This is a genomic window from Alishewanella jeotgali KCTC 22429, from assembly GCF_000245735.1.
In the GTDB taxonomy this organism is placed as follows: Bacteria; Pseudomonadota; Gammaproteobacteria; order Enterobacterales; family Alteromonadaceae; genus Alishewanella; species Alishewanella jeotgali.
This window is the reverse complement of the sequence record NZ_AHTH01000048.1, coordinates 1-25,159: the sequence shown is the minus strand read 5'-3', so window position 1 is coordinate 25,159 and position 25,159 is coordinate 1. Positions and strand designations below refer to the sequence as shown.

The window sequence follows — 25,159 nt, the reverse complement described above, 5'->3', positions numbered from 1 at the left end:
GCGGCGAGTTAAACCTTCAAATAAAAAACGCGCCCTCAGAGCGCGCTTTCGGATTGGCACTTTGCGTTAACGCACAATACCACGGCTGGCATTGGCGATAAAATCGGTAAAGACTTTTAGCTCTGGGAACTCTGCCGCTTTATCCACTAAGGCAGCTAAAGCTTCAGGTACCGTCTGGCCTTTACGATAGACTTCTTTATAGGCCCGGCGCAGCTCTAGCAGCACTTCAGCGCTAAAACCACGGCGTTTTAAGCCTTCAGTATTCATACCGGCCGGTACGCAGGGCGAACCATGCACCATCAGGTATGGCGGCACATCTTTTAATACGATAGAGCCACCACCGCAGAAACTGTGGGCGCCGATATGCACAAACTGATGCACGCCGGTCATACCACCTAAGATCGCCCAATCACCAATATGCACATGACCGGCCGCCTGCGCGCCACTGGCAAAAATAACATGGCTGCCAATTACACAGTCATGCGCGACATGGGTGGTATTCATAAACAGGTTATGGCTTCCGATGATGGTCTGGCCTTTATCCTGCACTGTACCGCGGTGCACCGAGCAGCCCTCACGGAATACGTTATAGTCGCCGATTAGTAACTCGGTTGGCTCACCTTTATATTTCTTGTCCTGACAGGCTTCACCAATACTGGCAAATTGATAAAAGTGATTACCTTTACCAATCTTTGACGGCCCTTTGATGGCGACATGCGACTCTAATACACAGTCATCACCCAGTTCGACATCATGGCCGACATAACAAAAGGGCCCGATCTTTACGTTCTGACCAAGTTTAGCGCTTGCTTCAATTACCGCGGTAGGATGGATCACGTTACATCTCTCTTCTGGCACACATCAGTTCAGCGCAGCACACTACCTGGCCGTCGACCTTGGCTTCGCCATAGAATTTCCACATGTTCCGCCGCTCCTTCAGGAACTTCACTTCCAGGATCATGGTATCACCTGGTACTACCGGTTTTTTAAAGCGCGCTTCGTCAATGGCTGCAAACAAATACAGCTCGTTTTCGCTACGCTCTGTGACGGTTTTAAAACCGAGGATACCGGTAGCTTGCGCCAGAGCTTCCAGGATCAGCACACCCGGGAAAATCGGCATCCCCGGGAAATGACCGGTAAATACCGGCTCATTCATGGTGACATTTTTCACCGCGGTCAGACTTTCACCCGGCGTATAATCCAGCACTTTATCAATTAACAAAAACGGATAACGATGCGGCAGCAATGCCATAATTTCCTGAATATCCAGGCTATTAAGTTGATTAGCCAAAATTAATCCTCTGTGGCTGCAGTAGGGTTGACACTACTGCCAGCTAATTGTTTTTCTAATTGTTTTACCCGCTGATACAGCTGATCAATCTGCCGTAATTTCGCCGTGTTGCGACGCCATTCGGCATTGGTCGTGGCCGGTAAACCTGAAGTATAGACGCCTTTTTCCGTCACTGGTTTCATAAGCATCGCCATGCCGGAAATCTGAGCGCCATCGCAGATCTCAATATGACCATTAATCACTGCTGCGCCACCTATTATACAGTATCGGCCGATGGTAGTACTGCCGGCGATAGTGGTACAACCAGCCATAGCCGTATAATCGCCAATCTTCACGTTATGGGCAATTTGGCATAGGTTATCGATAATCACATTATTGCCAATTAGCGTATCTTCAATAGCACCGCGATCGATACAGGTATTAGCGCCAATTTCACAATCATCGCCAATGACCACAGCGCCAGTTTGTGGGATCTTTAGCCAACGGCCCCGCTCATTAGCAAAGCCAAAACCATCAGCCCCGATTACGGCACCACTTTGGATCACGCAACGCTGACCGATCTTAACACGGTGATAAATCGTGACATTGGCCCACACTTTGGTTGCAGCACCAATCTCAGCCCCTTCACCGATAAAGCAGCCAGCACCAATCTGCGCACCGGCACCAATGACCGCCTGTGCCGAAATCACTGCCTTAGCGCCAATGGCGGCATCTGCAGCGATTTGTGCACTGGGATCGATAACGGCTGTCGGATGAATACCTGTTTGCGCACTGGCTGGGGTGGTATCCAATAATTGCGCCGCCTTAGCAAAGGCAACATAAGGATCGCCAACCACCAACACATTGACGCCAGGTGCAACAAAGGGCACATCATCGGCTTTTACCAGCACTGCACTGGCGGTAGTTTCAGACAAAAACGGACGATACTTACTATTGGACAGGAAACTGAGCTCACCTGCTGCGGCATTTTCCAGGGACGCAACAGCAGAAACGCCGCAAGCGGCGTTTCCAATCAGCTCTGCATTCAGCTTTTCAGCTAAGACAGATAATAAAATCACAGTTTAGTTCGCTCTGCTGACCTGCTGAATGACTTTTTCAGACAGATCATATTCTGGTTTCGCATACACCGCAGCATTAGCATTTAATACTACATCAAATTTTTCACGCTCTGCCACAGCATCAATAGCGGCTTTAATCAGGCCCAGGATGCGGTTACGTTCTTCAGCCTGACGTTGACGGATTTGCTCATCCAGCGGACGGGCTAATTCTTCATACTGTTGTTGTTGTTTGTTGATCGTTTCAGCCAGTTCTTTTTGCTGCTTTTCACTCATGGTTGGGCCATCACGACGCGCCTTTTCCATATTGAAGTTGATATCCCGCTCCAGCTTATTCACTTGCTCAATTTTGGCTGCAAATTCAGTGCGAATAGTTTCCTGCACTTGCTGAGCTTGTGGAATACTGGCAGCAACCGCCTGCACATCAACAAAACCAATCTTCACTTCTTTTGCCTGCAGGCTGCCAGCAGCTAACATTGTTGCAACAACAAAGACGGCAGACTTAAATAAATTACTGTTAAACATCTTAATTCCTGTCATGTTTTAGAAAGTTGTACCAATATTGAAACTAAAGTTTTCTTGTAAATCGCCTTCGTATTTTTTAATAATTTTCGCCAGGCTGAAGGTGAGAGGGCCCATTGGCGAAATCCATTGAACTGACACGCCAGCCGATGCTCGGATCAGGCTAGGATCAGAATAATCCACAAGCAATGGCTCACGATTATCCTGCCGCAACTGTATCAAATTGGCATAGCGATTAATATCAAATTCTGTATCCCAAACGTTACCCGCATCAATAAATAAACTAGTACGCACTGAGTTGCGGTTTTCGTCTTTCAGGAACGGCGTTGGCGTAATTAACTCCAGCGTTAACATCGCCATAGCATTACCACCGATCGAGCGACTAGACACATTATAGTTATCATTGACCGGATCTGATGGGAAGAAATTCCCACCGCCAATAGGATCAGGTACGCCTGGCACTATCGTTGCGCTGCGGAAAATCGCATGAGGACCGATAATTCGGTTTTCGAATCCACGTAAGTTCTGACCACCGCCGTAGAAATTCTCAGTAAATGGCAGGGTATAATCGTAGCCATTCTTGCTACCATAACCATTACCATAGCCCAGCTCGAGCTTACTGCGGAATGACCACTGATGATCGCGGCTTAGCGGAATATATTGCTGCGCCTCAAATAATGTTTTGTAGTACTGAATATCTGAGTTTGGCGTGGTAGCGCGTAAAGTTAAACTTACCATACGGCCGGCCGTGGGGAACAAACCACGGTTTAACGTACTATGCAACCAGCCCGCGCTGAGTTCATAGTTAGTGAAGTTATAACCGCCGTCAGGATTACGGGCATCAATTAACACGGCCCGGAAATGCCGTAACTGATCATATTCATTAATCGAATTAATCTTATTCACCGTAATATTACCGCCAAAGTTTAAGCGGTTATATTCGTTGATTGGATAACCGATATTAGCACCTACGCCATAGCGACGTTGATTATAAGCTTCAAGGTTAGACGAGGCTCGGGTGTAGTCGAGATCAGAGTAGAATAACTGGCCTCCCAAGCTAACCCCATCTAGCGTAAAATAAGGGTCGGTAAAGGATAAACTGACGCTTTTCTGATATTTGTTGGTGCTTAGGCTAATGCCGGCCGCATTACCTGAGCCGAAGAAGTTATTTTGCTCCACGCCTACCTGGAATGACAGCCCTTGGAAACTACCGTAAGAGATACCGGCATTAAAACTACCTGATGGTTGTTCTTTAATGGTAAAGCCAATATCTACCAAGTCATCAACACCTGGTACCGGCGTAGTGGCAAAATCTACTTTCTCGATATACATCAGGCGTTGGATCCGCTCTTTCGACAGCTCCAGCGCATCATTTGATAACCAGGCCCCTTCCATTTGCCTTAGCTCGCGGCGAATGACTTCATCTCTGGTATTAGCGTTACCCTTAACATCAATCCGTCTGACATAGACTCGTTTGCCCGGATCGACACTGATTGTTAATGCCACTTCCTTAGTATCATCATTGATATTCGGGATAGTACGCACCCGCGAATTCGCATAACCAAAGCGCGCCAGCACCCGGGCAATACTCTCTTCAGTAAAGGTGACCAGGGCGCCGTTATACAGCTGACCTTTTTGTAACGGCACTATGGCGCGGATAATTTCATCCTGACCAATCAAATCACCGACAAAGTTAATATCGCTGATATTGTATTGTTCACCCTCAGTGACATTGAGTGTGACATAGACTGAGGTTTTATCGGGGCTGACGGCGACCTGAGACGACTCAACACCAAAGCGCAGATAACCACGATCCAGATAATAGCTGTTGATTTTCTCGATATCGCCTTGCAGTGTTTGCTTTTGATAGCGATCAGAGGTCCAGAACCGCCACCAGGGCATATCCTGCTTCGATTCAACGACGCTTAACAATTCCTCATTACTGAAAATATTGTTACCGACGATATTAATCTGCCTGACGGAAGCAGCATCTCCCTCTTCGAACTCAAAAACCAGGTTTACCCGGTTTCGCGGCAGATAATTCACCTTAACTTCGACCTTGGCCTGATACTTACCGACACCGTGGTAGAATTCAGTTAAACCATTTTCGATATTACGCAGGATAGTTTTATCCAGTGGTTCACCCACTATGATACGGTTGCCGGTTAAGCTCTCTGTTAGCTGCTCATCTTTAATATCTTTGTTGCCTTTGAACTCGATATTATTGATGGTTGGCCGCTCGCGCAGGCGATAGATGATGGTATTACCATCGCGAAATACGCGGATATCATCAAAATGACCCGCGCTGTAAAGCGTACGGATACTGCGGGACAACGTAAAGTCGCTGACGGTATCACCAATAGTAAAAGGTAAGTTATTTAGCGCCGCTCCCAAAGCTACACGCTGCAGACCTTCAACCTGAATGTCTTGTACTGTAAAAGATTCTTCAGCAAACACAGAGTGGCTGCCTGTAGCAAGCAAGATCGCAGCTACTAATCGCTTAATTGTCATTATTTGAACTACTTATGATTAGTTTATTACAAACGAGAAATATCGTTGAGCAGCGCAATTCCCATTAACATCAGCAGGACTAAAGCACCGAAGCGAAAACCTATTTCCTGCGCTCTCTCAGAGACAGGTTTACCGCGTATTAGTTCCACCACAAGATACATTAAATGGCCGCCATCCAAAATAGGCAGCGGCAATAAATTGATAACCGCCAGGTTGACACTAATCAGTGCCATAAAGGACAGGAAAGCAATCAAACCAATACTGGCCGTAGTACCCGCCCCCTGCGCTATTGAAATAGGACCGCTCAGATGCTTAACCGACACATCGCCGGTAAGCAGCTTGCCAATCATCGCAAAGCTTAGGCGCGTTAACTGCCAGGTTTGGGCTATACCCTCGCCAATGGCGGCCAGTATGCCATAACGTTGGGTATAGAGCAGCCCTTCCGGCCAGGGTGATATCTGTGGCACCACTCCTAATAACCCCTGACTAAAGCCATCTGCTGCTGTGGTTAGCTGCGGTATCGCCCGCAGTTCTAACAGCTCGCCGGCACGGCTGATCTGTAACACTAACTCGCGCTCCGCACTATTGCGGATCCGTTGCTCCAGCTGCGACCATTCGCTTATGGTCTCACCATCAATAGCAAGTATCGTATCGCCAGCCTGCAGACCGGCGCGCTCGGCGGCAGAATCAGGTGCAATCTGCGCCAGCGTCGTTGTCGCCTCCGGCAACAGCATCTTTAAACCAAGACTTTGAAATACCGATTGTTGGTCAGGATTAAATTGCCAGTTGCGGGTATCTAATACCAGTTCGCGCTCAGCCAGCGTCTGGCGCTGCTGTAGTTGCAACCGGATCTGTGGCCGCCCTAACTGTTCAACCAGTAACAGATTGGCGCTGCGGATATCCCGTACCGGCCGGCCATTAATTGCCAGGATTTGTTCATCCGGCCGCACCCCGGCCTGATAAGCGATAGACTGCGGCGCTGCGCCTGCCAAGACCGGTTTCACTTCCGGTACGCCAATCAGATACATCAACCAAAGCAAAACGATCGCAAAAATAAAGTTAGCGCCTGGCCCGGCCGCGATAATCGCCATCCGTTGCCGCACTGTCTTATGATTAAACGCCAAATCCCGAAATTGCGGTAATACCGGATCAATCCGCTCGTCCAGCATCCGCACATAACCGCCCAGAGGAATGGCCGCTATCACAAACTCGGTGCCCTGTCGATCACGCCAGCTAAATAACGCCTTGCCAAAACCAATCGAAAACCGCTTTACCAGCACACCGTTTTTCCGTGCCACCCAAAAATGACCGAACTCATGTACGGTAACCAGCACACCGAGGGCAACGACAAAACTGAGCAGGTTCCACAACAACGCAGACATCAGAACTTTCCTATTAGCGCACGGGCAAAGGCACGGCTTTGTTGATCAACCGCCAATATAGCATCCAGACACTGCGCGTCATAGTGCGCAAATTCTGCCAGACAGTGCTGATTAACCTCGCTGATCCGGTTAAAAGCCAGCTGCCCCTGTAAGAAAGCCGCTACTGCCTCTTCATTGGCGGCGTTTAACGCCGTAGTCGCACCCTGTCCGGCGGCACAGGCGTCGATTGCCAGATAAAGATTGGGATAACGCGCCGGCTCAGGTTCGGTAAAGGTAAAGGCCGCTAACTTACTAAAGTCCAGTGCCGGAACCGGACTACTGATCCGCTGTGGGTAGGCCAGAGCATGTGCGATAGGGGTTCGCATATCCGGCTGTCCCAGCTGCGCCAGCACTGAGCCGTCACTGTACTGCACCATAGAGTGGATAATGCTTTGCGGGTGGATCACCACCTGGATATCTTGCGGCGCACAGTTGAATAACCAGCGCGCTTCAATAAACTCCAGCCCCTTGTTCATCATGGTGGCACTATCAACCGAAATCTTCTGACCCATACTCCAGTTCGGATGCGCTACCGCTTCCGCCGGCGTAATAGCGGCGAAACTGTCCAACGGCCGGGTTAAAAAGGGGCCGCCACTGCCGGTAAGCAGCAAACGGCTGATACCGTGCTCAGCTAACTGGCCCTGGCTGGCCGCTTGTTGCAGTGCCGGTGGTAAGCATTGAAAGATCGCATTATGTTCGCTGTCAATTGGCAGCAAGGTTGCGCCATGCTGCGCCACCTTGGCCATAAAGAGGCCACCACTCATCACCAGCGCTTCTTTATTGGCCAGCAAAACCTTTTTGCCGGCCTCAACGGCCGCCAGGGTTGGTAGCAAGCCGGCCGCACCGACAATAGCGGCCATCACGATATCGGCGTCCTGATGCGCCGCCAGTGCCGTTAAACCGGCAGTACCCGATAACACTTCTGTTGTCAGCCCGGCTTGTTGCAAGCGGAACTTGAGCTCAGCCGCAGCCTTACTATCTTGCATAGCTGCATAACGCGGTTTTACTGCCAGACACTGCTCGAATAGCTTATCGACTGCGGTCGCCGCCGTCAGAGCCAGCACCTGAAATTTATCCGGATGCGCTGCGACTACCGATAAGGTACTGCAGCCAATAGAACCGGTTGCTCCAAGGATCACCAACTGCTTCATAAAAATTGTTTACCCAGAAACGCCAGCAGTAACGCATACAGGGGTGCCGTGGCAGTTAAACTGTCGATACGATCCAAAATTCCACCGTGTCCCGGTAAAAAAGCACCGCTGTCCTTTTTACCCGCCACCCGTTTAAACATACTCTCACTCAGATCGCCAAATACCGACAATACCGTTAGCGCTATAGCAGCCAGATACCAGTGCCAGCTTACGCCTGGCCAGTCACGCCAGACCAGTAACGCCGTCAGCACCAAGAGTACAAAACCAAGACCGCCAAGCATACCTTCCAGCGTTTTACCGGGGCTGACTTTAGGCAACAACTTAGTTTTACCAAAGGGCTTACCGACCAGATAGCCACCGATATCTGCGGCCCATACCAGACCCAGTAACGCGAAAATCAGCCAGGCACCATAGAAAGAGGACTGCTCGTAACCAAGACCGCGGATATATAACAACGCAGCCCAGGCCGGCAACAAGGTGCACCAGCCCATCAAAGCACGACGCCAATCACTGCTGGCCCATAGCCGCTGACTGGCTGGAAAGGTTAATACCAGCACAATCGCCAGTAACCACCAGGCGGCGCCAAGCATTAAAATTGAAAATAACGGCAAGTTATGTAGCACCAGTTGGTTAGGATCAAGTGGCGTTACGGCATAGAACAAGGCCATTAGCGCGGCGGTAAATACCACATACAGTGCCCGGCTACGCTTATTAGTCAGGCCACAAAAACCACTCCATTCCCAAGCACCGAGTAAAAAGGCTGCAGACAATACGGCAGCAAATAAATACAGGGGCAGATAAAATACCGCTGCCAGCGCCAGCGGCGCCAGGATCAGGGCTGTTATCAGACGTTGTTTAAACAATATGCTTATCCTTTATTATTATTGGCTGCGGCAAGCTCACGGATCTGAGCACCGGTACAACCGAAGCGGCGCTCCCGGTTAATAAAAGCGGCAATGGCTTCAGAAAATACCTGTTGATCAAAATCCGGCCATAAAGTCTCGGTAAACCATAGCTCCGCATAAGCCGCCTGCCACAACAGAAAATTACTGATGCGTAAATCGCCACCGGTACGGATCAGCAGATCCAACTCCGGTTGCTCAGCCATCTGCATCTGGCTACCCAGCAAGGCTTCAGTGATCTGCTCAGGCTTAAGATTACCGCTTTGCACCCGCTCTGCCAACTTGCGACTGGCATTGGCAATATCCCAGCGGCCGCCATAGTTAGCCGCAATATTTAGCGTCATAGCCGTATTCTCTGCCGTTAACTGCTCAGCTTTGCGGATACTTTGTACCAGCTTATCGCTAAATGCCGACAAATCGCCAACAATTTTCAACCGAATATTATGTTTATGCAGCGCCTTCACTTCTTTTTGCAGCACCATTAAAAACAGCTGCATCAGCGTACTGACTTCGTCTTCTGGCCGCCGCCAGTTTTCACTGCTAAAAGCAAATAACGTCAGCGACTGGATGCCCAACTCACGGCAAAAACTAACACTACGCCGCACCGCTTCCACACCTTTTTTATGGCCCCAGACCCGCGGCTTACCTTGCCGCTCGGCCCAGCGTCCATTGCCATCCATGATAATTGCCACATGTTGCGGCAAGCTGTGCTGTCTTAGCTGGGTTACTCCAGTCATCCGTAAAACCTGTGTAAGAATAGTGCCATAAACCGCTTAGTCAGCTGTTCCCGTTGCAGAGTTCAGCTTGCGCTTAACAAAAAGCGCCGCGAAGTAAAACTGGCACGGCGCTTTTTTAAGTATTCAACCGAACAGTAGCAACAGAAGTCTACAATCAGACTTCCATCAGCTCCCGCTCTTTTTCCGCTAACACTTCATCGATTTTCTTTACAAAGATATCGGTCAGCTTTTGAATTTCATCTGCAGCTTTACGCTCATCATCTTCACTGATTTCTTTATCTTTCAGTAAGGCTTTAAAGTCAGCATTGGCATCACGACGAATATTACGCACAGCAACCCGGCCGCCTTCCGCTTCGCCACGTACCAGCTTGACCAGATCTTTACGACGCTCCTCGGTCAGCGGTGGTAATGGCACCCGGATCACAGTACCGGCTGACATCGGATTTAATCCCAGATTCGAGGCCATAATGGCTTTTTCTACCGCCTGGGTCAGGCTTTTATCAAATACGGTGATCGCCAGCGTACGAGAGTCTTCAATCGACACGTTAGCAACCTGGCGTAACGGGGTGTCGGCACCGTAGTACGACACTTGAATACCGTCCAGCAAGCTGGGGTGGGCCCGGCCAGTGCGAACCTTAGTAAGTTGGCTTTTCAGCGCTTCAACGCTTTTATCCATCCGGACTTTTGCATCAGCAATAATGTCGTTAATCACGATCGTTATCCTTTTATTGATCCAGCTGTGGCGCCAACGGCGCCATTAGGCCGGCTAGTTTACTGTAAATTTTCCTGATGGTCGATGGTTGTGCCTTCGGCCTCACCCATAATCACCCGCTTCAGCGCGCCAGGTTTGTTCATATTAAAGACGCGGATTTGCAGATTATGGTCGCGTGCCAGAGTAAAGGCTGCCAGATCCATGACCTTCAGTTCTTTATCCAATACCTCGTTATAGGTCAGTTGGCTGTATAGCGTCGCGGCAGGATCCTTTACCGGATCCGCAGAATAAACGCCGTCCACCTTGGTGGCTTTTAAAACTGCATCGGCTTCAATCTCGATACCGCGTAAACAGGCAGCTGAATCCGTAGTAAAGAACGGATTACCGGTACCGGCGGAGAAAATGACTACCCGGCCCGATTTTAATAAACTGATGGCCTCAGCCCAGCTATAGGCATCACAGACGCCGTTTAATGGGATGGCGCTCATCATCCGCGCGTTGACATACGCCCGGTGCAGGGCATCACGCATCGCCAGGCCGTTCATTACGGTAGCCAACATGCCCATATGGTCGCCGACAACACGGTTCATACCGGCTTTGGCTAAACCTTCGCCACGAAAGATATTACCGCCACCTATGACGATACCTACCTGCACGCCCAGTTCGACTAATTCTTTGATTTCCTGAGCCATCCGATCCAACACCTTAGGATCGATACCAAAGCCTTCATCCCCCATCAGGGCCTCGCCACTGAGTTTTAACAGGATGCGCCGATACATTGGTTTTGGATTGATACTCATGGTTACCCCTAGTGCTGTTGGTGTTGTTATGCAGTTATACCCTTTAACCCTGCAGATGCGGGGTGTTGGCTACCCGGATCTGCAAGGCTTTTGGGTGTATGCGAGCCGGGCAAAAAAAAACCGCGACTTAGGTCGCGGTTATTTTAGCGTTTTTACGCCATTTGCTAAAGCGCAAATTACTTCTTAGCAGCAGCGATCTGAGCCGCAACTTCAGCTGCGAAGTCTTCTTCTTTCTTCTCAATACCTTCGCCTACTTCCAGACGAATGAAAGAAATGGCTTTCGCGCCATTTTGCTTCAGGAATTCGCCAGTGGTGATTGACGGATCTTTCACGAATGGCTGGCCAGTTAAGCTCACTTCGCCAGTGAACTTGGTCATCCGGCCGGCAACCATTTTCTCAGCGATTTCTTGTGGCTTGCCTGAGTTAACTGCGATTTCAACCTGGATTTGACGCTCACGCTCTACCACTTCGGCAGATACGTCTTCCGGGTTAACATAACCTGGGTTATTCGCTGCAACGTGCATTGCCACATCTTTAGCGATATCTTCGTTACCGCCTTCCAGCACAGCTAATACACCAATGCGGCCAGAGTGGATATACTGACCAATCACCGCGCCTTCAACTTTGGCAATGCGACGTACGTTGATGTTTTCACCGATTTTGGCTACCAGAGTAGCGCGGGTATCTTCCACAGAAGTACCGTTCAGATCCGCGGCTAACAGCGCTTCAACGTTGTCGATGTTCTGAGCCTGGGCCAGATCAGCAACGCTATTGGCAAAGGCCAGGAAGCTGGTGTCACGTGCTACGAAGTCAGTTTCGCAGTTAAATTCAATCGCCAGACCAACACCGTTAGCAACGCGGGTTAATACCACGCCTTCAGCAGCGATACGGCCAGCTTTTTTAGCCGCCTTGGCTAAACCGCTTTTACGCATGGCGTCGATTGCCGCTTCGATATCACCTGCGGTTTCTTCCAGCGCTTTTTTACAATCCATCATGCCAGCGCCAGTGCGCTCGCGTAATTCTTTTACTAATGCGGCAGTTACAGCCATGGGAGCTTCCTCGTAATTTAGTTCAGACAAACAGGGGCGAGACGCCCCTGTTGCAAAGTGATCCTGAATCTCAGCCGAGCTTACACCCGGCTGATGACAGAATAATTATTCTGCTTCAACGAAGGCTTCGGCTTCAGCCTGGACTTCGATGGTTTTGTCACGACCTTCCTGGATCGCCTGGCCAACAGCGCCCAGATATAACTGGATAGCGCGGATAGCGTCGTCGTTACCAGGGATTACGTAGTCAACACCTTTAGGATCTGAGTTAGTATCTACAATAGCTACTACCGGAATACCCAGGTTGTTGGCTTCTTTGATCGCGATATGCTCGTGGTCAGCGTCGATAACGAACAGTACGTCCGGTAAGCCGCCCATCTCTTTGATACCGCCTAAGCTCTTTTCCAGCTTGTCCATCTCACGGGTACGGTCTAAAGCTTCTTTCTTGGTCAGCTTGTCGAAAGTACCGTCCTGGCTTTGTGCTTCCAGGTCTTTTAAACGCTTGATTGACTGACGAACAGTTTTCCAGTTAGTCAGCATACCACCTAACCAGCGGTGGTTTACGTAGAACTGGTCAACTTTAACTGCGGCTTCTTTGATCGCTTCTGAGGCAGCGCGCTTGGTACCTACGAACAGGATCTTGCCCTTTTTCGCTGATACTTGCTGAATGAAAGCCAGGGCGTCATTCATCATTGGAACAGTTTGTTCCAGGTTGATGATATGTACACGGTTACGGGCGCCGAAAATGAATGGCTTCATTTTTGGGTTCCAGTAACGGGTTTGGTGACCGAAGTGTACGCCCGCCTGGAGCATGTCGCGCATTGAAACTTTTGCCATGATAATTTTCCTGTTTAGGGGTTAGGCCTCCATGCATCCCATATGCCGACCCGGTTTTCACCAGGCACCCCGGAATACGTGTCGATGCATGTGTGTTGTTTAATTAAGTGTTTTGCAGTTTGCTAACGTCAAAAACGACTCACTTATAACCAGAAATTCTGTAAAGCTACAGCACTCCGGCGCTAAGTTAGGGTACAATGCCATTTGCGAAATTGCGGCGCGCTTTATACCATAATGCCGTATTAAATACAATCTGATGGGCAAATAAACAGCAGTTTATAGCCAATGGATTTCAAGATGCACGGCGATATCCGCGCGATAAGTTAGAGAGAACAAGCATGACAGCACCGATTAAAACTCCGGCCGAAATAGAAAAAATGCGCATTGCAGGTCGTTTGGCCGCCGAAGTGCTGGAAATGATCGAACCCCATGTTAAAGCCGGTGTCACTACCGACGAGCTGAATACCATCTGCCATGACTATATTGTCAATGTGCAGCAGGCTGTACCGGCACCATTAAACTACCACGGCTTTCCAAAATCCATCTGTACCTCGGTAAACCATGTGATCTGTCACGGTATCCCTGGCGACAAGGTGCTAAAAGACGGCGATATTATCAATATCGATATCACCGTGATAAAAGATGGCTATCACGGTGATACCTCTAAGATGTTTGTGGTGGGTAAACCGAGCATTCTGGCTGAGCGCTTGATCCGCATCACCCAGGAGGCGATGTATCTTGGGATTAAAAAAGTCAAAGACGGTGCCCGTTTGGGTGATATTGGCCATGTGATCCAACAACACGCCGAAAAACATAGCTACTCGATAGTACGCGAATATTGCGGCCACGGTATTGGTGCCGTGTTCCATGAAGAGCCGCAGGTGCTGCACTATGGTAAGCCGGGAACCGGTGAGGTGTTAAAAAGCGGTATGTGCTTAACCATCGAACCGATGATTAATGCCGGAGCCCGCCACAGCAAGCTGTTAAAAGATGGCTGGACAGTCGTCACCAAGGATCGCAGTTTATCCGCCCAGTTTGAACATACCATTCTGGTCACCGATACCGGTTGCGAAATTTTAACACTGCGCAGCGATGACACCATCGACCGGATTGTTACCGCAGAGTAACCTAACAATACACAGCAGAAGGAGTTCCCCTTGAGTCAGGTCTTAAGTTTTAACCGCCCCCTGCCCGAGCGGTACTCCCTGGATGCCTATAAAAAGCACTTCGCAGAATTTCAGGAATTTCAGGCCCGCGCCTTTCACAGCCAGCCAATTAATGCACTGGTCAAAGCCCGCGCCCGCTTCGTCGATGAGGTACTGCTGCAGCTGTGGCAATACTGCGATCTGGCAAAAGATAAAAGTATCAGCCTGCTAGCCGTTGGCGGTTATGGCCGTGGCGAACTACATCCCTATTCCGATATCGATTTATTACTGCTGGTCGAAAAAAGGCCCGGCAGCGCGCAGCACGAAGCCATCGGCCGCTTTATTACACTGCTGTGGGATCTGCGGCTGGAAGTCGGCCACAGTGTCCGCACCCTAAAAGAAACTCTGAGTCTGGGCAAAGAAGACATTACCATTGCCACCAATTTGCTGGAAATGCGGCTGCTCACTGGCAATAAGCAACTGTTTAACGAGTTGCACGAAGCTGCGATGAGTGAGAGTTTCTGGACCAGTCAGGCGTTTTTTCAGGCGAAACGGCACGAACAGCAACAGCGCCATGCCCAGTATCATGGCACTGCCTATAACCTGGAACCGAATCTGAAAGCCAACCCGGGCGGACTGCGTGATATCCAGACCATCGGTTGGGTCGCCAAAAAACACTTTAATACCCGTACCATGCGCGAACTGGTGGCCTATCAGTACCTGACGGAAGATGAATATCAGGAACTGATGGAGTGTGAGGCTTATCTGTGGCAAATGCGTTTTGCGCTGCATTTGGAAGCAGGCCGTAACGAAAACCGGATCCTGTTCGATTATCAGCCAGCTGCCGCCGAACGGCTGGGTTTTGGTGCCGATGGTAAGGCCTCGGTCGAGCGGATGATGAAGCGGTTTTTCCGCACCGTACAGCGGGTCAGCGAACTGAACGAAATGCTGTTACAACACTTTGAAGGCAGCATTCTGAATTCGCAGCAAAAAGTTAAAGTCAGCCAACTGGACGATTACTTTGAATTACATGGCCATCTGATTAAAGCCAGTGATAATGCGGTCTTTGCCAAGCGTGATAATTTACTGCGGCTATTCTGGCATATTGCCAATAACTCCAATATTACCGGCGTGCACTCGACGACGATCCGGCTCATTCGCCAGGTGCGGCGGCGTTTGATGGGTGACCTGCAGGATTATGAAGCCTGTCGCCAGTTGTTTCTGGCGCTACTGCGCCATCCGCGCGGCATGGACAAAGCCATTACCCTGATGCACCGCTACGGCATTCTGGCCGCTTATCTGCCACAGTGGCGTAATATCGAAGGCCAGATGCAGTTCGACTTGTTTCATGCCTACACCGTGGATGAACATACGCACCGGCTGTTAAAAAACCTGTACAAGTACAGCTTGCCAGAGCATGACAGCGAATTTCCGCTCTGCTCCGATATTGTCAAAAAAATGGAGAAACCGGAGCTGCTGTACCTGGCCGGGATCTTCCACGATATTGCCAAAGGCCGCGGCGGCGATCACTCCGAACTGGGCGCCATGGATGTGCGCGAATTTGCCAAGCTGCATAAACTCAGTGACTTTGACAGCAAGCTGATTGCCTGGTTAGTCGAAAACCATCTGTTAATGTCGGTGACGGCACAGCGCCGCGATATTCATGACCCGCAGGTGGTGGCCGAATTTGCCGAAAAGGTGCGCGATGAAACCCGGCTTAATTATCTGTATTGCCTGACGCTGGCTGACATCCGCGCCACCAACGATAATTTGTGGAACGACTGGAAAGGCTCACTGTTACGCGAACTGTTTTTAGCGACCCAGAAAGCCTTCCGCCGCGGTTTGGAAAAACCGATGGATCTGCGCGATCTGATCCGTGAAAACCAGGCCGAAGCCCTGCCACTGCTGATAAAACAAAGCTTTATCGAAAGTGAGATCCTACAGCTGTGGAGCCGGATCAAAGCCGATTATTTTGCCCGTTACAGCCCAAAGCAAATTGTCTGGCATACCGAACATATTCTGCGGCACAAAGATCCCAATGAACCCCTGGTGCTGGTTAGCAAAGCGCCGATTAAAGGCGGCACCCAGGTGTTTGTTTATACCCGCGACCAGGCTGGCCTGTTTGCGCGGATGGTGGCGGCTTTAGACAGTAAAAAGGTTAATATCTACGACGCCCAGATTATGACCAATAAAGATGGCTTTGCCATGGATACCTTTGTGGTACTGGAGCAAAACGGTGAAGCGGTGACCTCGCCCAGCCGCCAGCAAAGTATCAAGAAGGCGCTGGAGCAGTTTATTGCCGGTAAGCCGGATCTGTCGCGGCAAAAACCGCGGCTATCACGCCAGATGCGTCAGTTTAGCGTGCCGCCCAAGGTGGTGTTTTTACCCGGCAATACCAAACACCGCACCATGCTGGAAATCGCCGCGCTGGATACACCAGGCCTGCTTTGCGATCTTGGCCAGGTATTTCAACAGTGCGGGGTCAATATCCATGCCGCAAAAATTACTACTATCGGCGAGCGTGCCGAAGACTTTTTCTTAATATCCAACGCAGCAGATGATGCTTTAACGCCTGAGCAACAAAGCGAGTTAAAGCGTAGCCTGATTGCACAACTCTCACAGCAAACAGAAGGTTAAGTAACGAATGTCTGATTTAAAAAGCCTTATTGAGACCGCATTTGAACAGCGTGCCGACATTACGCCGAAAACAGTCAGCGCCGAAGTCAAACAGGCGGTGGAGCAGGTGCTAAGCATGCTGGACAACGGCAGCGCCCGTGTCGCCGAGAAAATTGCCGGCGAGTGGGTGGTCCATCAATGGCTGAAAAAGGCAGTGTTACTGTCATTCCGGATCAATGATAACGAAGTAATGGACGGTGCCGAAAACCGCTTCTTCGACAAAGTACCGATGAAATATGCCGGCTACACCGATGCGCAGTTCCGCGCTGATGGCGTAAGAATTGTACCGCCAGCCGCAGTGCGTCGCGGCAGCTATATCGGCAAAAATGTGGTGGTAATGCCGTCATACGTCAATATTGGCGCCTATGTCGGCGAAGGCTCCATGGTAGACACCTGGGCCACCGTCGGTAGCTGTGCACAAATTGGTAAAAATGTGCACCTCTCTGGTGGTGTTGGTATCGGTGGCGTATTGGAGCCGCTGCAAGCGAATCCAACCATTATCGAAGATAACTGTTTTATCGGTGCCCGCTCTGAAGTGGTGGAAGGCGTGATTGTGGAAGAAGGCGCTGTGCTGTCAATGGGCGTCTACATCAGCCAGAGCACGCGGATTTACGATCGCGAAACAGGCGAAATCAGCTATGGCCGGGTACCTGCCGGCGCCGTAGTGGTACCAGGTACTATTCCAGCTAAAGATGGCAGCCACAGCCTGTATACCGCCATTATCGTGAAGAAAGTCGATGCCCAAACCCGCGCCAAAGTCGGCATTAATGCCCTGCTGCGCAGTATTGAAGAGTAATTAAGATGGCAAATTGGTTAGCAGTACTTTGCCCGGCGCTGTGGTTTACGCTGCAGCTGCTGTTATTACTGGCAGCGCTGATTTGCGCTGTGTTAATCGTTTTTCCGTCGAGCAGCGAGGATCCTGAAAAGCGCTTTGAGCAGCGGCTGGAATATGTGATTTTTACCATCGGTATGACGGTGCTGTGGTTGTTAGTGACCTTTGCCCCGCGCTAGCAGTATCAACAGGAGCCTGCTTCGGGCTCCTGCCTTTCCCCTGACATAGCTTGTTACGCTTTCCTGCTCGGCTCTGACCGAACTGCGGGCTATACTCCGATTTCAACATCAGGGGAGGCCGTGTATGGGCTTTTTTTTAAAAGGCTTACTGTTATTAAAGCAAAAAGGCTTAAAGCGTTTTGTGCTGATCCCACTGTTAATTAATATCGTGCTGTTTAGCATCGCCTTTTATTGGCTGTGGCAATTGTTGCGGCAACTGATTACGGCGGTGCAAAGTGCGCTGCCGGCCTGGCTACACTGGCTGGAGTATTTACTGATCCCGCTGGGTATCATGTCACTGCTACTGAGTTTTGCCTATAGCTTTACCATGCTGGCCAATTTTATCGCCGCGCCCTTTAATGGCCTGCTGAGTGAAAAAACCGAAGCCCTGCTTACCGGCAAGCCACTGCACAACAACTGGCAACAATTTCTGCAACAGGCGGGCCGCACACTGAGCCGGGAATGGCAAAAGCTTTGCTATGTGCTGCCACGGCTGGTGATCCTGTTTATCCTGTGCTGGTTTATTCCGGTGGTTGGTACCCTAGTGTGGTTTTTCTGCAGTGCCTGGTTTTATAGCCTGCAGTATCTGGATTATCCCTACGATAACCATCAGGTGGCCTTTATTGAGCTGCGTAAAAATATGCGCCAGCAACCCCTACTGAGCCTGTCTTTTGGCAGCGCGGTTGCGCTCAGTAGTATGGTGCCGGTACTGAATTTGCTGGTGATGCCGGCTGCGGTCTGTGGCGCCACCGCGCTCTGGTGTGAGCGCTTAAGCGAGCTACACGACCCGGCCTTACAGGCACCGGGCGCGCGCAGTTACCGTAAGCTGGATAAGTATTGCTAGAACTGCTCAGCTAACCAGGGTAAGGCGACATCTTCCGCCTGCAGGGTTTCGCCGGCGTCGATTTCCAGCATCTCGGCTTTCGGGCTGCCTTGCAGTTCGGTCAACAGCTCAAACCACTGGCGGCCAGCAGCACAGAAGGTATCACCATAGCTGCTGTCACCCAGACCAATTACCGCAAACTGCTTGCCGGTTAATAATGGAAAACGATCGCGGCAGTCGGCATAAAATGGAAACAGATTATCCGGAATATCGCCCTGACCGGTGGTCGAAGTAATCACTAACCAGCAATCGGCCGCAAAGGTCTGCACTGCATCCAGCTCTGCGGGCTGAAACCACCTGGCCTGATAGCCTTTTTTTGACAATAATTCCACGGCCTGCTCGGCCACATACTCGGCGCCACCGTACACACTACCGACCATAATGGCGATTTTTTGCATGCTACCCTACTCCAAAAATTGCTGAAAAACCTGTTGATAATACGCGATGTTATCCGGCCAGCCAAATTGCCGGCACAAGGCAGCCAGCTCCGCCAGACTAGCCTGTAACTGCAGCGTTACGCCGCTGACCGGATGCGGCAGCTGCAACATAACAGCGCAAAGCAGTAAGCGGTCACTATCAAATTGCTGGCGGAAAAACGCGTTGTGTTTGCCATCGCCATGGCTGGTATCGCCGACAATCGGATGGCGCAAATGCGCCAGATGACGGCGCAGCTGATGCTTACGGCCGGTTAACGGCTGCAGCGCCACTAAACTATAGCGGCTGGTAGGATAACGACTCACCGCAAACGGCAGCTCAACCTGCTGCAGCGGTAAATAGCGGGTTACTGCACTTTGCGCCGCTTTATCACTGCGGGCCTTTTTATCAGCAATCGCATCCAGCTGCTCTTTTAACGGATAATCCAGCGTACCAGCCGTTTTCACCAGGCCCCGTACTATCGCCAGATACCCTTTACGCCATTGCCCGGCTTCAATTTGTTGACTAAGTAACCGGGCAATCTCCGGCGATAACGCAAATACCAAGACACCTGAGGTGGGACGATCCAGCCGGTGCACCGGATACACATGACAGCCCAATTGATCGCGCAGGCTTTGCAGCACAAAACGGGTTTCATGTTTATCTAAAAAAGAGCGGTGTACCAGCATGCCACTGGGCTTATCCACCGCCACCAGGTACTGATCCTGATACAGAATGGTCAGTAGCGGTTCGGTAGCGGCTGGCACCGGACTCAGGCTTGATTCAGACACTGATCAATCTCCCCGATTACGCTGAGTAAAACGCCCAGCTGCTGAGCACGCTCTGCATAAACAAGTTCTGCCAGCGGCAGGATCGCGACCTTAGTGGGTAGTGGCAGCTTGCCATCTAACAACGCATTAAGCCTTGGGATCAGGATAAACTGTAACCACTGCTCTAAAGGCAGTGTATCGCAGCAAAAAGGGGCGGTACTGGTAAGCGCGTCTGGCGCCGGCGGCTGGGCCGACCATAGCGCTGCGGCTCTGAGTTCAGTTTCCAGTTGCTGTAACAATAGCGGGAGTTGTTGCCGGGACATAGCATCCTTTTGCGGTCAGACTGCGGCTAATCAGGGCTGGCAGTTTAGCAAATAACGGCCCGGGTCGCAGCCAAAGCCTTGTAAAAAGCCAGCACCGCCAGCATTATGCTTTACCCCGGACAGAGGTATTCATGACCAGTATTATACTTTTACTTATTGTTATCACTATCGGTTACGGCTTTTGGTTGCAACGTAAACAGGACGAACGCGCCATCCTGTTAGCGCGCCAATTATGCCGTCAGCATCAATTACAGTATCTGGAATGTGGTCGCAGTTGCTATCGCTTTCGCAAAATCGGCCAACGCCAGCGCTTTGTCACCTGCTATCAGGTCGATTTTAGCGCTGACGGCGAAAGCCGGTATCAGGCTGAATTGGTTTTAAGTGGCTTGCATCTGGCAGCCTTTAACCTGCCGCCCCACCGGATCCCATCCTGATCCGGTGCCACACCCTATGCCTGCGCCAGCGCGGCCTTGAGTTTGCGCTCCAGTTGCCCGGTAAGAAAGTCTTTATACATCACCCAATCGGCGGCCAGACTATAAAACGGATACTTAAAGGTAGCCGGCCGGTTATGTTCAAAGCCAAAATGACCCAGCCAGGCAAAGCCATAGCCGATTAGCGGCAGGCTGCAAAGCCAGAGCCACTGCTGGCTTAATATCACCCACGCCAGCACCAGTAACACCAGGCTACTGCCAATATAGTGCAAGGCCCGGCAGATCGGATTAGCATGCTCCCGCAGATAAAATGGGTAAAAATCCTGAAAACGTTGGAATGGTTGCTCTGACAATTTCTGCATCGCCTCCCGCTTAATGTTGTTGCCGTGACCGGAACATCAGACTGCCCTGCACGGTATTAAAGCTCAGTGTCGTGACGTGTTGATAATGATCATCGGCAAAAAACGCCTGATATTTTTGCAAGGTCACGAAAACCCCGATGCCGGCAGACGATGGATCTTCATCTACCAGACTGTCAACCGCCTCCAGTAAGTAATGCCCCAGACCCGCATGCTGATACTTTGGCACCACGGCAATAAAGGCCAGCATATGATAGCGTTTAGCCGGCATCGCGGCATGAATTTTCTCTTCTTTATTTAGCATCTGGCGGGTAGACAGTAGGCCCGCAGTCAGCAACATCTTCATCCGCCAATGCCAAAGCCGGCTGCTGCCAATACCGGAGTCAGGGCCAACCACACAGGCGACGCCCAGCAGTTGTTCGCCCTGAAACAAACCAATAATCGGCTGCCCGGCCTGCCAAAAGGTGCTGAGCTCTTCCCGGATCGCCGAGCGCAGCCGTGCCTCATATTCCCGCTCTGCCGCGCGAAAGATTTCCATAAAAAGCGGATCATCGTGATAAGACTGGTACAGCACCGAGGCGGCAAGTTTAAGATCTTCACCGCCTAATAGCGCGGCCTTTAATTGACTGGGTTCGATATGACTGACCTGGGCTAACATCGCTCACCTGTTATTGTTGTTTTTTTATTCACAATAGCAGTCGCCTCTGAGCTTGCCAAGCACGATTTCATTAGCACAAACTCAGCTATACTTTTTAAAGCGAAAGCCAAAACGGAGGAGCACCATGGATACCAGTAAACACACTCTGAGCACCCTGTTTGCCCAGCTGGGTTTAGAAAACAGCCCGGAACAGATCCAGGCGTTTGTGCGGCGGCATAAACTTAGCGCCGGGATGGAGCTGGCCGATGCGCCGTTCTGGAACCGCGCTCAGGCCAGCTTTTTACGCGAAGCCTGGCGCGCTGATTCTGATTGGTCTGACGTTATTGATGAGCTAAATACCTTATTGCATTAACAGACCACTTACAGATATTGATAAGCCTTATCACCCCAACCGGTTAAACGGTTATCTTTAAACACCAAAGGCGTGCATTCGTCTTTGGTGGTTTTACCATCGCTGTGCCGGTGATGAGTGCGATAAAATAAAACTTGCACCTGCTGGCCATCTTTTTGAAACAGCTCGGTGAAATCCGGCGCTCCCAGCATATTGCGCACCTCTTCACTGCTGACGCCCAAGGCCAGTTGATTAATGGTTTGCAGATTAAATTGCTGGGTTTTACGCCAGCCACTTTCCGATGAGGTTTCGGTTTTATCACCAATGGCAACCACACAGCCAGATAACGCCAGGGTGGCAGCAGTAACGATAAGTAATTTTTGCACGGCGGCAGCAGAAAACATAAAAAACTCCTGAATTATTGTTGTTTTGGCGCTATTAGCACCGACAATGCCAAACTAAGCAAAACTAAGGCCAAAATAAAATAGCGATATAATACAGAGCCTTAATAAAACGCCGCTATTCAGCATCAGGCTAAAGTGCTAAATTAAACGAAATTTTAGCGAAAATGACGAAACGAATGAGCAAAGCGCTGCAACTGGTGCAAGTCACCGCCAGACAACTGCAACAAGAGGGTAAAACCGTCAATCTGGCATTGTTACGCGGCCGCCTGGCAGGACAGTTAGCAGGGCCGGATTTATTCAGCGCCTATCAGCAGTGGCGTAATAATCCCGGCTTGCCGCCGGCAGACGAGGCACAGGACGGCGAGACAACACCCGTCGTAGCAGAAGAGCCGCTAAGCGCCCGCCTGACACGGATAGAACAAAAACTCGACCGGCTATTACAGCTGCTGGAGCGCCCTGATGTATCTGGCTGAGCTGCGCTTTACGCTGATTGCCGATACCGAGTTCAGCCTGGCCGAGCAAGCCATTCGCCGCTATCTGGAAGCCTTGATTTTTAATGGTCAGATGCTGGGGCGTGAGTTTCCTACCGCCTTTACCGGCGAAGCATTTTGCAGCCGGCTGGTGTTGCCAACTGCGGATGCGCTAAGCGGTCAGCACGCCAGTGCTCGGGTTAAGGCCGCAGAACAACAACTGGCTGCCGCTGGCCTGGGTTACCCGCAATGCCAACTGCTGGGCCAGGATCTGATGTCGCAGCAAACTGTCACAGAACTACCGGCTGAGCTGGTGCTCTTTACCACCTATGCCGATACCTGCTCGCCACTGCGCTGCGCCGATACACTGCAACCCGTGCCTTTGTTTTGGCTTAAAGCTGCAGCGGCCGATTATGAAGCGCTGATCCGCTGGCAGCTGCAGTTTCAGGCGCTGGACGAAATTCAGCTGCAGCAAGATCGGGTGCTGCACAAAACCGCTGAAAACAGTCTGCAGCAATACCAGAGCAAACTTAACCGCCAGGGCCGGAAGTTGGCGGCACAATTGGCCAGACAAAACCAGCGGCCGATTTGGTATGCTCTCTATAGCGGCAGTAGTGCCGATTGCCAGGCTGAAGCCGATAAATGCTGCCCCGGCTGTGGTGGTAACTGGCGTTTAGCCGCGCCGCAAGCCGGAGTCTTCGATTTTCGCTGTGACAACTGTCAGTTGCTGTCGAATATCGCCTGGGAATGTCAGTCAAACAGCGGCGAATAAGCCAGCGGCTTTAGCTCGGCCAGAAAAGCGGCCAAATTGTCGGCCAGCTTAACCTTCACCTCCTGGCCGACACTTTCCTGAAACACTTCGCCACTGCTATTGAGCACCGACAGCATAATATTTTCATCATCGGTTACCGCAAAAAACACCGTCTCCTGCTGGCGTAAACGGCGCTTCATCAAAATATGACCGATAATATTTTCCTGCAAGCGGGCGATATCGGCGGCATGCCAGGGCATTAGTAATGCCAGCTTACCTTTGGCATGCTCCGCTGCCAGATTGGCACCAAACCAGCTACTGTAAAAGGCTTTAATATCAGGGTGCAGTTTCAGCTCCAGTGCCAGCTCGACATTACTAAAATCTGCGGCCGGTTGCTGCGGTACCGGTTGCCAGCTTACCTGCTCGTCATTCAGCTGCGACACTTCACAGGGCGACGCCTGAGCCGGATCGCGCCAGGTTTGCATGCTAATGCCTTCAGCGCTGTGCCAGGCCAGACTTTGTTCGATAAATTTTGCGTAAGCTTGTTCGACAGACACCTCTACTCCCGGGGTTGGTTATGCTAAAATCAGCCCATTGTAGCGAAAAACGCCTGTGAGCGAAAAACCTAGCGAAAAAGAATCCGAAATGACCCGAAGCCACACCGATGTTCTGGCCGAGCTCAGTCTTGGCAAAATCACTGAGTATGTTGATCAGTATGATGCTGCGCTGTTACAAGCCGTCCCCCGTAGCCTTGGCCGCGACGCTATCGGTCTTGGTCAGCAACTGCCTTTTGTCGGGCAGGATATCTGGCATGGTTATGAACTGTCGTGGCTTAATAGCAAGGGTAAACCGCAGGTGGCACTGGCCACCTTTGTGGTGCCGTTCGACTCACCAAATCTGATTGAGTCCAAGTCATTCAAGCTGTACCTGAACAGCTTTAACCAAAGCCGCTTTGCCGATGTCGGTCAGGTTTATCAAACGATGCAACGCGATCTGTCGGCCTGTGCCGGCAAAACGGTCAAGGTCAGCCTGCATAATGTCAGTGAGATTATGACGTTCCAGCCCACCTGGATCCCGGGCGTCTGTCTGGATGAGCTGGACATCAGCGTCGATCAGTATCAATACCAACCCGCGTTGCTCGCGCTGGATCCCGCCCGGGGTCAGGTTGAGGAAAAACTGCACTCACATTTACTAAAATCGAACTGCTTAATCACCTCTCAGCCAGACTGGGCCAGTGTCTTTATTCACTACCGTGGTGCCGCCTTGTCACACGAAGCACTGCTGAAGTATCTGATTAGCTTTCGCAGCCATAACGAATTTCATGAACAATGTGTCGAGCGCATTTATAACGATATCTGGCAGCTGGCGAAACCAGATTTTCTGGCGGTGTATGCCCGCTATACCCGCCGCGGCGGCCTGGATATCAATCCGCTACGCAGCAGTGAGCCCTACAGCCCGCCCAATATCCGCTTAAGCCGGCAATAAATTGTAACCCAAGCTGTCGCAAAT

General features: G+C 50.8%; 30 protein-coding genes. 10 read left to right on the top strand and 20 right to left on the bottom strand.

Annotated features, from left to right (window positions below; genetic code table 11):
* Positions 1-66: 66 nt before the first annotated feature.
* The 13 genes from lpxA to rpsB all read right to left on the bottom strand — a co-directional run bounded on the left by lpxA (position 67) and on the right by rpsB (position 12,985).
* The gene (lpxA, locus tag AJE_RS14080; protein ID WP_008951401.1) at positions 67-837 is read right to left on the bottom strand and encodes an acyl-ACP--UDP-N-acetylglucosamine O-acyltransferase; all 771 of its coding nucleotides are present in this window, start codon (positions 835-837) and stop codon (positions 67-69) included.
* Position 838: 1 nt separating this feature from the next.
* Entirely contained in the window at positions 839-1,291 is a 453-nt protein-coding gene (fabZ, locus tag AJE_RS14075) for a 3-hydroxyacyl-ACP dehydratase FabZ (protein WP_008951400.1), read from the bottom strand.
* A gap of 2 nt (positions 1,292-1,293) precedes the next feature.
* Complete coding sequence (gene lpxD, locus AJE_RS14070) at positions 1,294-2,349, bottom strand: UDP-3-O-(3-hydroxymyristoyl)glucosamine N-acyltransferase (RefSeq protein WP_008951399.1); 1,056 nt, start codon at positions 2,347-2,349, stop codon at positions 1,294-1,296.
* A 3-nt stretch (positions 2,350-2,352) separates the two neighbouring features.
* A complete protein-coding gene (locus AJE_RS14065) occupies positions 2,353-2,871 on the bottom strand; it encodes an OmpH/Skp family outer membrane protein (RefSeq protein WP_008951398.1) in 519 nt (172 codons plus the stop codon).
* Positions 2,872-2,889: 18 nt separating this feature from the next.
* Positions 2,890-5,379 carry an outer membrane protein assembly factor BamA gene (gene bamA / locus AJE_RS14060; protein WP_008951397.1) on the bottom strand — a complete coding sequence of 830 codons (2,490 nt, stop codon included), beginning with the start codon at positions 5,377-5,379 and terminating at the stop codon, positions 2,890-2,892.
* A 26-nt stretch (positions 5,380-5,405) separates the two neighbouring features.
* Positions 5,406-6,761, bottom strand: a complete 1,356-nt coding sequence (gene rseP, locus AJE_RS14055) for a sigma E protease regulator RseP (RefSeq protein WP_008951396.1) — start codon at positions 6,759-6,761, stop codon at positions 5,406-5,408.
* A complete protein-coding gene (gene ispC / locus AJE_RS14050; protein ID WP_008951395.1) occupies positions 6,761-7,951 on the bottom strand; it encodes a 1-deoxy-D-xylulose-5-phosphate reductoisomerase in 1,191 nt (396 codons plus the stop codon). The genes rseP and ispC overlap by 1 nt, the downstream gene beginning before the upstream one ends.
* Complete coding sequence (locus AJE_RS14045) at positions 7,948-8,814, bottom strand: phosphatidate cytidylyltransferase (protein WP_008951394.1); 867 nt, start codon at positions 8,812-8,814, stop codon at positions 7,948-7,950. Before AJE_RS14045 ends, ispC begins: the two co-directional genes overlap by 4 nt.
* Positions 8,815-8,819: 5 nt before the next feature.
* The gene (gene uppS, locus AJE_RS14040) at positions 8,820-9,590 is read right to left on the bottom strand and encodes a polyprenyl diphosphate synthase (RefSeq protein ID WP_008951393.1); all 771 of its coding nucleotides are present in this window, start codon (positions 9,588-9,590) and stop codon (positions 8,820-8,822) included.
* A 154-nt stretch (positions 9,591-9,744) separates the two neighbouring features.
* Positions 9,745-10,302, bottom strand: coding sequence for a ribosome recycling factor (frr, locus tag AJE_RS14035; RefSeq protein ID WP_008607400.1), 558 nt, complete (start codon positions 10,300-10,302; stop codon positions 9,745-9,747).
* A gap of 59 nt (positions 10,303-10,361) precedes the next feature.
* Complete coding sequence (gene pyrH / locus AJE_RS14030) at positions 10,362-11,102, bottom strand: UMP kinase (RefSeq protein WP_008607399.1); 741 nt, start codon at positions 11,100-11,102, stop codon at positions 10,362-10,364.
* A 176-nt stretch (positions 11,103-11,278) separates the two neighbouring features.
* Positions 11,279-12,151, bottom strand: coding sequence for a translation elongation factor Ts (gene tsf, locus AJE_RS14020; RefSeq protein ID WP_008607397.1), 873 nt, complete (start codon positions 12,149-12,151; stop codon positions 11,279-11,281).
* A gap of 105 nt (positions 12,152-12,256) precedes the next feature.
* On the bottom strand, positions 12,257-12,985 hold the full coding sequence (rpsB, locus tag AJE_RS14015) for a 30S ribosomal protein S2 (protein WP_008607395.1): 729 nt from the start codon (positions 12,983-12,985) through the stop codon (positions 12,257-12,259).
* 338 nt (positions 12,986-13,323) lie between these two features.
* Here rpsB and map point away from each other — a divergent pair, with 338 nt between their 5' ends.
* From map to cysZ, 5 genes are all read left to right on the top strand, one after another.
* On the top strand, positions 13,324-14,112 hold the full coding sequence (gene map, locus AJE_RS14010) for a type I methionyl aminopeptidase (protein ID WP_008951391.1): 789 nt from the start codon (positions 13,324-13,326) through the stop codon (positions 14,110-14,112).
* A gap of 30 nt (positions 14,113-14,142) precedes the next feature.
* Entirely contained in the window at positions 14,143-16,767 is a 2,625-nt protein-coding gene (gene glnD / locus AJE_RS14005) for a [protein-PII] uridylyltransferase (RefSeq protein ID WP_008951390.1), read from the top strand.
* Between the two features lie 7 nt (positions 16,768-16,774).
* Complete coding sequence (gene dapD / locus AJE_RS14000; protein ID WP_008951389.1) at positions 16,775-17,602, top strand: 2,3,4,5-tetrahydropyridine-2,6-dicarboxylate N-succinyltransferase; 828 nt, start codon at positions 16,775-16,777, stop codon at positions 17,600-17,602.
* A 5-nt stretch (positions 17,603-17,607) separates the two neighbouring features.
* Positions 17,608-17,817: a hypothetical protein gene (locus tag AJE_RS13995; RefSeq protein ID WP_008607391.1), complete on the top strand. Its 210-nt coding sequence runs from the start codon at positions 17,608-17,610 to the stop codon at positions 17,815-17,817.
* A gap of 124 nt (positions 17,818-17,941) precedes the next feature.
* Positions 17,942-18,700, top strand: a complete 759-nt coding sequence (gene cysZ / locus AJE_RS13990) for a sulfate transporter CysZ (protein WP_008951388.1) — start codon at positions 17,942-17,944, stop codon at positions 18,698-18,700.
* On the opposite strand, the gene AJE_RS13985 is transcribed toward cysZ, so the two are convergent.
* Genes AJE_RS13985 through AJE_RS13975 form a run of 3 tightly spaced genes read right to left on the bottom strand, consistent with a single transcriptional unit; the run spans position 18,697 to position 20,246 of the window.
* Positions 18,697-19,137, bottom strand: coding sequence for a flavodoxin domain-containing protein (locus tag AJE_RS13985; protein ID WP_008951387.1), 441 nt, complete (start codon positions 19,135-19,137; stop codon positions 18,697-18,699). The two genes, cysZ and AJE_RS13985, sit on opposite strands and share 4 nt — an antisense overlap.
* Positions 19,138-19,143: 6 nt before the next feature.
* Positions 19,144-19,944, bottom strand: coding sequence for a tRNA pseudouridine(65) synthase TruC (gene truC, locus AJE_RS13980; protein WP_008951386.1), 801 nt, complete (start codon positions 19,942-19,944; stop codon positions 19,144-19,146).
* Positions 19,926-20,246 carry a YqcC family protein gene (locus AJE_RS13975; protein WP_008607385.1) on the bottom strand — a complete coding sequence of 107 codons (321 nt, stop codon included), beginning with the start codon at positions 20,244-20,246 and terminating at the stop codon, positions 19,926-19,928. The genes truC and AJE_RS13975 overlap by 19 nt, the downstream gene beginning before the upstream one ends.
* Positions 20,247-20,377: 131 nt before the next feature.
* On the opposite strand from AJE_RS13975, the gene AJE_RS13970 reads away from it, so the two are divergent.
* A complete protein-coding gene (locus AJE_RS13970) occupies positions 20,378-20,680 on the top strand; it encodes a DUF3301 domain-containing protein (protein WP_008607383.1) in 303 nt (100 codons plus the stop codon).
* Positions 20,681-20,694: 14 nt separating this feature from the next.
* Here AJE_RS13970 and AJE_RS13965 read toward each other — a convergent pair whose 3' ends face one another.
* Both AJE_RS13965 and AJE_RS13960 read right to left on the bottom strand, forming a co-directional pair.
* Positions 20,695-21,039: an Mpo1-like protein gene (locus tag AJE_RS13965; RefSeq protein ID WP_008951385.1), complete on the bottom strand. Its 345-nt coding sequence runs from the start codon at positions 21,037-21,039 to the stop codon at positions 20,695-20,697.
* 10 nt (positions 21,040-21,049) lie between these two features.
* Positions 21,050-21,694, bottom strand: a complete 645-nt coding sequence (locus AJE_RS13960) for a GNAT family N-acetyltransferase (protein ID WP_008951384.1) — start codon at positions 21,692-21,694, stop codon at positions 21,050-21,052.
* A gap of 124 nt (positions 21,695-21,818) precedes the next feature.
* Between AJE_RS13960 and AJE_RS13955 the strand changes: the two genes are divergently transcribed.
* Positions 21,819-22,046, top strand: coding sequence for a DUF2789 domain-containing protein (locus tag AJE_RS13955; RefSeq protein ID WP_008607378.1), 228 nt, complete (start codon positions 21,819-21,821; stop codon positions 22,044-22,046).
* 8 nt (positions 22,047-22,054) lie between these two features.
* Here AJE_RS13955 and AJE_RS13950 read toward each other — a convergent pair whose 3' ends face one another.
* Positions 22,055-22,429, bottom strand: a complete 375-nt coding sequence (locus AJE_RS13950; RefSeq protein ID WP_008951383.1) for a DUF3192 domain-containing protein — start codon at positions 22,427-22,429, stop codon at positions 22,055-22,057.
* A 164-nt stretch (positions 22,430-22,593) separates the two neighbouring features.
* Between AJE_RS13950 and AJE_RS13945 the strand changes: the two genes are divergently transcribed.
* Both AJE_RS13945 and AJE_RS13940 read left to right on the top strand, forming a co-directional pair.
* Positions 22,594-22,902, top strand: a complete 309-nt coding sequence (locus AJE_RS13945) for a hypothetical protein (RefSeq protein WP_237709367.1) — start codon at positions 22,594-22,596, stop codon at positions 22,900-22,902.
* Positions 22,889-23,671 carry a DUF2310 family Zn-ribbon-containing protein gene (locus AJE_RS13940; RefSeq protein ID WP_008951381.1) on the top strand — a complete coding sequence of 261 codons (783 nt, stop codon included), beginning with the start codon at positions 22,889-22,891 and terminating at the stop codon, positions 23,669-23,671. The genes AJE_RS13945 and AJE_RS13940 overlap by 14 nt, the downstream gene beginning before the upstream one ends.
* Here the strand turns inward: AJE_RS13940 and syd are convergent.
* On the bottom strand, positions 23,650-24,207 hold the full coding sequence (gene syd, locus AJE_RS13935) for a SecY-interacting protein (RefSeq protein WP_008951380.1): 558 nt from the start codon (positions 24,205-24,207) through the stop codon (positions 23,650-23,652). The two genes, AJE_RS13940 and syd, sit on opposite strands and share 22 nt — an antisense overlap.
* Positions 24,208-24,295: 88 nt before the next feature.
* On the opposite strand from syd, the gene queF reads away from it, so the two are divergent.
* Positions 24,296-25,135 (top strand): NADPH-dependent 7-cyano-7-deazaguanine reductase QueF, encoded by an 840-nt coding sequence (gene queF / locus AJE_RS13930; protein WP_008951379.1) that lies wholly within the window; start codon positions 24,296-24,298, stop codon positions 25,133-25,135.
* Positions 25,136-25,159: the final 24 nt, after the last annotated feature.

What these genes read in the sequence shown, in the direction of transcription:
- AJE_RS14065 (WP_008951398.1), bottom strand. Translation starts at nt 2,871, where the DNA reads ATGTTTAACAGTAATTTATTTAAGTCTGCCGTCTTTGTTGTTGCAACA.
- bamA (WP_008951397.1), bottom strand. Translation starts at nt 5,379, where the DNA reads ATGACAATTAAGCGATTAGTAGCTGCGATCTTGCTTGCTACAGGCAGC.
- rseP (WP_008951396.1), bottom strand. Translation starts at nt 6,761, where the DNA reads ATGTCTGCGTTGTTGTGGAACCTGCTCAGTTTTGTCGTTGCCCTCGGT.
- ispC (WP_008951395.1), bottom strand. Translation starts at nt 7,951, where the DNA reads ATGAAGCAGTTGGTGATCCTTGGAGCAACCGGTTCTATTGGCTGCAGT.
- uppS (WP_008951393.1), bottom strand. Translation starts at nt 9,590, where the DNA reads ATGACTGGAGTAACCCAGCTAAGACAGCACAGCTTGCCGCAACATGTG.
- pyrH (WP_008607399.1), bottom strand. Translation starts at nt 11,102, where the DNA reads ATGAGTATCAATCCAAAACCAATGTATCGGCGCATCCTGTTAAAACTC.
- tsf (WP_008607397.1), bottom strand. Translation starts at nt 12,151, where the DNA reads ATGGCTGTAACTGCCGCATTAGTAAAAGAATTACGCGAGCGCACTGGC.
- rpsB (WP_008607395.1), bottom strand. Translation starts at nt 12,985, where the DNA reads ATGGCAAAAGTTTCAATGCGCGACATGCTCCAGGCGGGCGTACACTTC.
- map (WP_008951391.1), top strand. Translation starts at nt 13,324, where the DNA reads ATGACAGCACCGATTAAAACTCCGGCCGAAATAGAAAAAATGCGCATT.
- dapD (WP_008951389.1), top strand. Translation starts at nt 16,775, where the DNA reads ATGTCTGATTTAAAAAGCCTTATTGAGACCGCATTTGAACAGCGTGCC.
- AJE_RS13995 (WP_008607391.1), top strand. Translation starts at nt 17,608, where the DNA reads ATGGCAAATTGGTTAGCAGTACTTTGCCCGGCGCTGTGGTTTACGCTG.
- cysZ (WP_008951388.1), top strand. Translation starts at nt 17,942, where the DNA reads ATGGGCTTTTTTTTAAAAGGCTTACTGTTATTAAAGCAAAAAGGCTTA.
- AJE_RS13985 (WP_008951387.1), bottom strand. Translation starts at nt 19,137, where the DNA reads ATGCAAAAAATCGCCATTATGGTCGGTAGTGTGTACGGTGGCGCCGAG.
- AJE_RS13975 (WP_008607385.1), bottom strand. Translation starts at nt 20,246, where the DNA reads ATGTCCCGGCAACAACTCCCGCTATTGTTACAGCAACTGGAAACTGAA.
- AJE_RS13970 (WP_008607383.1), top strand. Translation starts at nt 20,378, where the DNA reads ATGACCAGTATTATACTTTTACTTATTGTTATCACTATCGGTTACGGC.
- AJE_RS13965 (WP_008951385.1), bottom strand. Translation starts at nt 21,039, where the DNA reads ATGCAGAAATTGTCAGAGCAACCATTCCAACGTTTTCAGGATTTTTAC.
- AJE_RS13960 (WP_008951384.1), bottom strand. Translation starts at nt 21,694, where the DNA reads ATGTTAGCCCAGGTCAGTCATATCGAACCCAGTCAATTAAAGGCCGCG.
- AJE_RS13955 (WP_008607378.1), top strand. Translation starts at nt 21,819, where the DNA reads ATGGATACCAGTAAACACACTCTGAGCACCCTGTTTGCCCAGCTGGGT.
- AJE_RS13950 (WP_008951383.1), bottom strand. Translation starts at nt 22,429, where the DNA reads ATGTTTTCTGCTGCCGCCGTGCAAAAATTACTTATCGTTACTGCTGCC.
- AJE_RS13945 (WP_237709367.1), top strand. Translation starts at nt 22,594, where the DNA reads ATGACGAAACGAATGAGCAAAGCGCTGCAACTGGTGCAAGTCACCGCC.
- AJE_RS13940 (WP_008951381.1), top strand. Translation starts at nt 22,889, where the DNA reads ATGTATCTGGCTGAGCTGCGCTTTACGCTGATTGCCGATACCGAGTTC.
- queF (WP_008951379.1), top strand. Translation starts at nt 24,296, where the DNA reads ATGACCCGAAGCCACACCGATGTTCTGGCCGAGCTCAGTCTTGGCAAA.